Origin of the sequence: Paenibacillus xylanivorans, assembly GCF_001280595.1 — a bacterium.
Classification (GTDB): domain Bacteria; phylum Bacillota; class Bacilli; order Paenibacillales; family Paenibacillaceae; genus Paenibacillus; species Paenibacillus xylanivorans.
Genome location: NZ_LITU01000059.1, coordinates 34896 through 42597, shown reverse-complemented (window position 1 = coordinate 42597; position 7702 = coordinate 34896). Strand labels below are relative to the sequence as shown.

Sequence of the window (7702 nt, the reverse complement as noted above, 5' to 3'; positions counted from 1 at the left end):
GGGCGTTCCATACCAGGACAGTTCATTATCATCGATGAAGCGCAGAATCTGTCCCGCCATGAAGTGAAGACCATTGTATCGAGGGTGGGCGAAGGCAGTAAAATTATTTTGATGGGTGACCCTGAGCAAATTGACCACCCTTATCTAGATTCAGCAAGTAATGGTCTGACGTACATTGTGGAGCGATTCAAGCAAGAGGGGATCAGCGGACATATTATGTTGGAAAAAGGAGAACGTTCCAAGCTGGCTCAGCTTGCAGCGGATTTATTATAGGGTTATGGGTAGTTTATTTCCCGGAAAATGTTTCTAATGAACCGGCTCTTAGAGCCGGTTTTTTTGCTGAAAAAATAAAAATCGGATATTGCACAGAACTCGATATGCTCAAAGTATGCAAAATATCGGAAAACTGTTTTTTGGCAGGATAGGACAAGAGCACTACTTATTTGTTACAATGAACGTTGCAGGAAAAAATTAGGGAGCAAGGAGGAGAAATTAATGAAGCGTGGACATCAGGTTGTTTTGTTCGCAGTATTGCTGCTTTCGTTAACGATTCTATCTCCCAGCTTTGATTTTAGAGGTTCACAGCTTAATCAGGAACGAGACCAGGAAAAAGATGCATTTCCTAACACGTCATCTCGCAATGAGGACCATCATGCCCCGTTAGAGATTGTAGTGTCAATGTCTGAGACAGATTTTCAGTCGTTTAAAAGAATGGCTAATGAAGTAGCAGATGCTCAACATGTTGAAATTAATCTGCGTAATTTAGAGCCGGATACATATAAGCGAGTGCTTGATAATAAATTTTCGGTAGGAGAGAGCGGAGATATTATTCTTCTGAACAGCGCGGAAGTTCAATACCATGCCAAAAAAGGACATCTGTACCCGTTAAACGGTACAACGCTGTCCAAGTCATTAGGAGAAACGGTGGTTGGCTTGCGGGAAATGACAGAGTGGAATGGATATCAATGGGGAATGCCGTTTGATTTTGATCCGTATGTAATCGCAGCTCGCTCTCCATTCCTGGACGAAGCCGGTTTGGCGGGGTTGCCTGAAAGTAAGGAACAGTGGGTTAAACTTGTACAACAGGCAGCGCAAGATAGAACGGATTTAATTAGAATAAACTTGAATGACCTTCACGCGGTAAGTGCATGGTTGAATCAGTTTGAACCAGGCATGGCCCCCGACAAAATTAAGAAAGCGCAAACTTCTTCACAAACGGAGGCATACCAACAGGTCATACAACTACTGGATCAGCTCCAGCCGCATATTACGGTCGAATCAATAAATCCGACGCTCTCAGCTTCTGAAGATCAGACGGATGCTCCTATGGTAGTAACGTTACTGTCTCGTTTGTTAAGCGGAAATCAAGGCGTGGCAGGCGAACAGAGTTCAATGGAGAGGATAGCCCTCAGTAAGTTGGAACCTCTAGGATCAAGAAGCCTTGTTATCGCAGCTGGCTCACTTGAGGCAGAAGAGGCCAGTCGCTGGATCGAAGGGATGACTTCCTCTTCCGTGCAATCGGAGTGGTACCAACAGGCTAACTATTTACCAGCAAAGCAGCAGGAACTAGATCTTGAGTCACAGAAACTAATAGCAAAATATGATACGACTGATATAAAATCCTGGTTTCCAGCTGAATCTTCACAGTCTTTAATGACTGAAAGTCTTATACAATCTGCTACCTTTCAGAAGAAGGTCCAACAACTTCTTGGGGGAGAGATCACGGCTAATCAATACGTGAAAAGCATTATCGCCTTGCAGAGCGCATCAAAATGAAATAGCGAGCTTCACTTCAAGTATGCCTTCACTTGTGGATACCTCAGTGGCTTTAACAAACGACAGAATTTTCTGTGGGTAAAATCCGAGATCGAATTCCCGTTCCAGCATACGACGTGTGGTATCAGGCAATTCTAACTGATTAAACACAAGTTTATCCACATGAAAGCGAATCGAATTCTGAGGTTCATTCTCGACCGTATAATGGCCTTCAATGCTTAATTGCAACTGATCACGCTGTCCCGAGGCAGTAATCCGATCTTTTTCAAACTTAAAGGCGAAGTCTTCGAAGATGGGATTTTGGGAACGCAGAAACGTATTCAGTTCATCTTGTCCAATTCGAATCGTGTATGTCGTTCCGGTAGTGGAGATTCCTCCGTTTTGTTCCTGGATAAATTGTGGCAGGTTCTGCATGGCTGATGCCAATGCTTTGAAATATCGCTTGACCTCGTATATACCGATGTTCTCCCAATAGATGGTTAACTCATCCATCAATTTCTGCATGGCTGCAGCATCCCCGCTGGCAGCTACTTTTCCGTCCACTTCTTTCTGTAAGGCAAGTACACGTTCACGTTGATTTTGAAGATTGTTTTTTAGTTCAGACAGTTCTGCAGAGGTTTGATTAATCTGGGCAGACGTTTGCTGCATGGCGCGATATCGATCCTGATACTTGTCCAGAACAGCCTGATCCCTGCCAATAATAATCTGATAGTAATCGTATAGAACGAACAGGTCTTTAATGGATCTTGCCCCCAGAACCGTCATCAAGAGACTATCACGCTCTCCGGTATAGTAGGATCTCACAACTGCACCCGCACGGTCTTGTTGAGTATGTATCTGTTCTTCCTGTTCCTGAAGCTGAATGGATAACGTCTGACGTTGTTTGTCCAGCTGGTTTTGTCTTTCTGCAATACGTTCGATTTCATGATCGATTTCGACAATGGATAGGCTTTGTTGCAGTATTTCGCGTGTATCCTCAGAGGAGGGCTCTCCATAGGCATAGGTCCAAGGTAGCTGGATCAAAAATATAATACATACGATGAAGCCAGGAATGCCGTATCGACGTTTCACCCATCATTCTCCTTTCCATATCTAAATATGATGCGAACAGGCTTATCTCTTCCAGACAATATATGAAATAGATACGTGAAATATCCGTAGTGGTTACATAACACAAAGAATAGCCATTTAATCTGAGAAACAACAAAAAAGCAATCCGACTGTAGCCGGATTGCTTTGATGCTGCTGGCGGATTAGAGCGGCAAATCCATTTGGAATACGGTCCAGTAGCTGAACCCTGTGAAGGTCACGATCATATAACCCCAGAAGAGCAATATGTACGTACGTTCGGTAAATTTCAAATATCCCAAAATGACAAAAAACGCAGTCTGCAGGAAAAAAAGCAAAGCCATCTCGACCAGGTCTCCCGCAAAAGCCATCAGGCCAATCGCTAGCGTGAAGAACCCGAGTACCCGAAACATGCGCGCCACGGTAAGTCCTCCTCTCCTATGTACGATCATAGATTGTCTACACAACATTATACCGGGAAAGGAAAAAGGTGTAAACAAAATTGGATATGAAAGCGAATTCTTTTTTAGCCGAAAAGGGTTAAAGTATGGTTTGTTTTGCATATGCAACGTATGAGCACTCATAAATGTGGAAATACATTTTAGTATGAAATCAATTCTATGAACTCTATGAGAGGCATAAGAATGAATGAAGCAGCTTTTATACCTAATTCACATGCCGGGAAATCGGTTATGGGGACGGTTATTTTAGGATGTTGTTAGGAGGGTATTATAGCATGACTGCAGTGAGACAGGATGCTTGGAGTACAGAGGACGATTTGATTTTGGCTGAGGTTACTTTGCGTCATATTCGGGAAGGAAGTACACAACTGGCCGCTTTTGAAGAGGTTGGCGAAAAAATAGGTAGAACTTCTGCCGCTTGCGGTTTTCGCTGGAACAGTTGTGTGCGTAAGAAGTATGAGTCTGCTATTAGCAATGCTAAGGCTCAACGACAAAAACGGAGTTATCTCCGCAAACAACCGGCTTTGCTTGGACCACAGGTAGCAGCTTTGTCCACACTGGATACAGAAGAAAATCTGTACAAAGCGGATGGGATTTCGGAAGACTCTCTATCCATTGATGCAGTGATACGATTCTTGCGGCAATGGAAGGGAACAGTGCAGGAAAACGGTCGCCAGCTCAAGATGCTTGAGAAAGAGCTTCGCGAAAAAGAAGATGAACTTCATGGACTGCGTTGCGAGAATGATCGTCTGTCTAAGGAAGTAAATGAAGTACAGACCGATTATCGTGTTGTAAACGACGATTATAAGGCATTGATTCAGATTATGGATCGTGCTCGCAGACTCGCATTTCTGACAGAAGAAGAAGAGGAACTCAAAACGAGATTCAAAATGGACGCCAACGGGAATCTGGAACGCATTGAATAAAAGCAAAATGTGTTTAATGATCAGCATTAGACTAGAGCCCGTCACACCTCCGTTATACAACGGCGGGTATGATGGGTTTTTTGTTTGCTGTTTTTGTTCTATTATAGATAAAGCAACTATTGGAGCGAGGTAGGGATACAGCATGATCATTGACGTTATAGGATCAGGGTCACTGGGTCTTTTGTATGGAGGAAAGCTTCAGGACGCAGGCAACGAGGTTCGATTTTGGACCAGAACGGCTGAACAGGCGAATAAACTGAGTGTAGAAGGATTTAAGGTCGTTGAACGGGAGATAACCATCCAGATTACGCCTGATCATATCCAGGTCAAGCCGATTACGGCGTTAACCAGAGTCTGGGAACAATCACCTGGAGATTGGTTACTATTAATGGTGAAGCAAACTGCGATACATGAGGTTATACGTGAAATTGGTTCATTGAAGACGCGAGTGATGAATATCGCATGTTTTCAAAATGGGGTTGGTCATCTGGATCATATGCAATCCAATATGCCACATTCCAATATATACAGCGTCATAACCACAGAAGGGGCGAAACGTCAGCAGGATGGGGTCATACGTGCAGGTATAGGAGAGACCTGGTTGGGCAAAAGTGCAGATGTACGTCACTCATCTCTAACGCCAATGGAACCAAATGAACTCATTCGTTTACAGGGACTTTTGCAGCAGGCAGGATTTGGCTGTACAGTGTCGAATGAAATCGATAAGCTGATTTATAGGAAGTTGTTAATTAATGCTGTCATTAACCCTCTTACCGCGATATGGCGTGTTCCTAATGGTGAGTTAATTACAAAGGAAGAACGAATCGCATTTATGCGACAACTGTACGATGAGGCAGTGGCAGTATACAAAGCAAGCGGGATACTTCTCGATGTGGATGTGTGGGAACAAATCCTCTCCGTCTGTCGTTCTACAGCCTCGAATACATCTTCCATGCTTTCGGATGTTCTGCATGGACAACCAACGGAGGTGCAATCCATTAACGGTCAAATCGTAAGCATGGCGTGTCGGTGTGGCCTATCTGCTCCGATGCATGAAATACTGCTTCATCTGATTGAAGGTATGTAACCGGAAGGAGTGAGTTAATGGGATTTTTTATTGTGCTGAGCATACTGCCTTTCTTTCCGTTCTTTCTTGTTTATTGGATCATGTATGGATGGAAGAAAGATAAGCGTGTGGCGTTGCGCTCGGCAATGGATGTGACAACCTTATTCCTTATTTTCTCGGTATCGGCGTTATTCAACTTAACATTTGATTCAAACTTTGGATTTTATTTAACACTTATACTCATACTAATAGCGCTTGGATTCATCGGAGGGGCACAAAATCGTCTCAAAGGTAAGGTCGATGGGGGTAGAATGTTCCGGGCCGTTTGGCGCATGGCTTTTGTCATAATGAGTTTTGGGTATGTTTTGTTTACTATATTTGGATTATTTAGATACTTTATGAATCAGATGTAAGGATACATAACGCAAAAGGCTAAAAAATGTGTCGATTTTGTCGAAAACTGAAAAAAACATTACTTTCTGAAAAAGTAATGTAGATTTTTTTGACCGGTGGTTGTATAATCTATAAACATATACCACATCAATTTAGGGGGAAAGTGTTAGATGAAAAGGAAAAGTCTATTAGTCCTTTTGACGCTGATTTTGGCGTTCGGTACCGTACTTGCAGCGTGCGGATCGAAAAACGAAGGCACAGGTAACACCGATAATGGTTCTGCAACCGAAGGAAATGGTCTTGCTAAAGATCAAGTCCTGAAAATTAACCTGTCAGCTGAACCTCCTACGTTGGACCCGGCTCAAGCAAAAGACAGCCAAACCAACACTGTTCTGAAATTCTTGTATGAAGGTCTTGTGCGTATCGGCGCTGATGGTAAAGAAGCTCCAGGCGTTGCTAAAGACTGGACAATCTCCGAAGATGGTCTGAAATATGTTTTCAACCTGAACCCGGATGCAAAATGGAGCAACGGTGATGCAATCACTGCCGAAGACTTTGTACGTTCTTGGGAACGTGCGTTGAAACCGGAAACAGCTTCTCCATATGCTTACCAACTGTACTACATCAAAGGTGCTGAGGGTTACAACCTGAGCAAAGACGAAAAATATAAAGGTACTAAAATCACAGATTTCTCTCAAGTAGGGGTTAAAGCTACTGATGAGCATACGTTGGAAGTAACGTTGGAAAACCCAACAGCTTACTTCTTGGGTCTTACAGCATTCTACACGTACTACCCAGTACACAAGTCTGCTGACACGAATGACAAATTCTTCACAGACTACAAAAACATGATCGTTAACGGTGCATTCACAATGGACCAATATGCTAAAGGTCAAAAAATCGTCGTGAAGAAAAACGAAGGCTACCATGCAGCTTCCGATATCAAATTGTCTGAAATCAATATGTCCTTGACAAACAGCAGTGCTTCCGAACTGCAAGCATACAAGTCTGGACAACTTGATTACACAGGTAATCCAAATGGTGAGATTCCAACAGACCAAATTCCTTCTATAAAAGCGGAATTGCCGGACGAGTTTAAAGCTACTGGTATTGCTAGTACGTACTACTATCAGTTCAACGTTAATGAAGCTCCATTTAACAACGTTAAAATCCGTAAGGCTTTTGCAATGTCAATCGAGCGTCAATTGATTGTTGACAAAGTAACACAAGGTGGACAAATTCCAGCTTTCGGCTTTGTACCTCCGGGTATCCGTGGTGAAAACGGCGAATTCCGTGATGAGCACAAAGATGACTTCTTCACTGAAAACGTAGAAGAAGCTAAGAAATTGCTTGCTGAAGGTATGAAAGAAGAAGGCTACACAACATTGCCTGCAGTAACTTTGATCTACAACACTAGTGACAGTCACGCGAAAATCGCTCTTGCTGTTGCTGATATGTGGAAGAAAAACCTTGGTGTTGACGTGAAAGCGGAAAACCAAGAGTGGGGCGTATTCCTTGAGAACCGTCAAAATCAAAACTTCCAAGTCGCTCGTGCGGGCTGGTCTGCTGACTACAACGATCCGTACAACTTCTTGGAAATGTGGACTACTGGAAACACAAACAATGATTCCAAATTCAGCAATGAACAGTATGACAAAGATGTTAAAGAAACTGTGAAATCGGCTGATCCAGCTGCACGTATGGCTGCATTTGCTGACGCTGAGAAAATCCTGATTCAAGATGAAATGGGCGTATTGCCGATCTATTACTACACTAACGTATCTTTGACTAAGCCTTACCTGAAAGGCGTACAACTTGATTTCAGTGGAGCAATTGACTTCACTCGTGCATATCTGGAAGAGAAATAAGTTGTTCTGAAGTCTATATGATTACTTCGGGATATATATGTGGAATTTCATATATATCCCGATTTTTTTGTATGTGCACCGATTTTCCTTATAATTCTTGAAATTTCCGATAAATGGATTGGACATTATTCATGTCTAATTCTA

Annotated in this window: 8 protein-coding genes; 6 read left to right on the top strand and 2 right to left on the bottom strand. The window is 42.8% G+C overall.

Annotated elements, in window-relative coordinates:
- The coding region (locus tag AMS66_RS33720) for a PhoH family protein (RefSeq protein ID WP_236703375.1) at positions 1 to 273 on the top strand (273 nt) is incomplete at its 5' end.
- Between the two features lie 222 nt (positions 274 to 495).
- Positions 496 to 1776, top strand: a complete 1281-nt coding sequence (locus AMS66_RS13185) for an extracellular solute-binding protein (protein ID WP_053781238.1) — start codon at positions 496 to 498, stop codon at positions 1774 to 1776.
- Here the strand turns inward: AMS66_RS13185 and AMS66_RS13180 are convergent.
- A complete protein-coding gene (locus tag AMS66_RS13180; protein ID WP_082350682.1) occupies positions 1768 to 2847 on the bottom strand; it encodes a coiled-coil domain-containing protein in 1080 nt (359 codons plus the stop codon). The two genes, AMS66_RS13185 and AMS66_RS13180, sit on opposite strands and share 9 nt — an antisense overlap.
- 182 nt (positions 2848 to 3029) lie before the next feature.
- Complete coding sequence (locus AMS66_RS13175) at positions 3030 to 3266, bottom strand: DUF2626 domain-containing protein (RefSeq protein WP_053781237.1); 237 nt, start codon at positions 3264 to 3266, stop codon at positions 3030 to 3032.
- Between the two features lie 314 nt (positions 3267 to 3580).
- On the opposite strand from AMS66_RS13175, the gene AMS66_RS13170 reads away from it, so the two are divergent.
- The 4 genes from AMS66_RS13170 (at position 3581) to AMS66_RS13155 (ending at position 7558) form a co-directional block, all read left to right on the top strand.
- Positions 3581 to 4231: an RsfA family transcriptional regulator gene (locus AMS66_RS13170; protein ID WP_053781236.1), complete on the top strand. Its 651-nt coding sequence runs from the start codon at positions 3581 to 3583 to the stop codon at positions 4229 to 4231.
- 142 nt (positions 4232 to 4373) lie between these two features.
- Positions 4374 to 5318 carry a ketopantoate reductase family protein gene (locus tag AMS66_RS13165; protein ID WP_053781235.1) on the top strand — a complete coding sequence of 315 codons (945 nt, stop codon included), beginning with the start codon at positions 4374 to 4376 and terminating at the stop codon, positions 5316 to 5318.
- Positions 5319 to 5335: 17 nt separating this feature from the next.
- Positions 5336 to 5710: a DUF3397 domain-containing protein gene (locus AMS66_RS13160; protein WP_053781234.1), complete on the top strand. Its 375-nt coding sequence runs from the start codon at positions 5336 to 5338 to the stop codon at positions 5708 to 5710.
- Between the two features lie 150 nt (positions 5711 to 5860).
- Positions 5861 to 7558, top strand: coding sequence for a peptide ABC transporter substrate-binding protein (locus tag AMS66_RS13155; protein ID WP_053781233.1), 1698 nt, complete (start codon positions 5861 to 5863; stop codon positions 7556 to 7558).
- Positions 7559 to 7702: the final 144 nt, after the last annotated feature.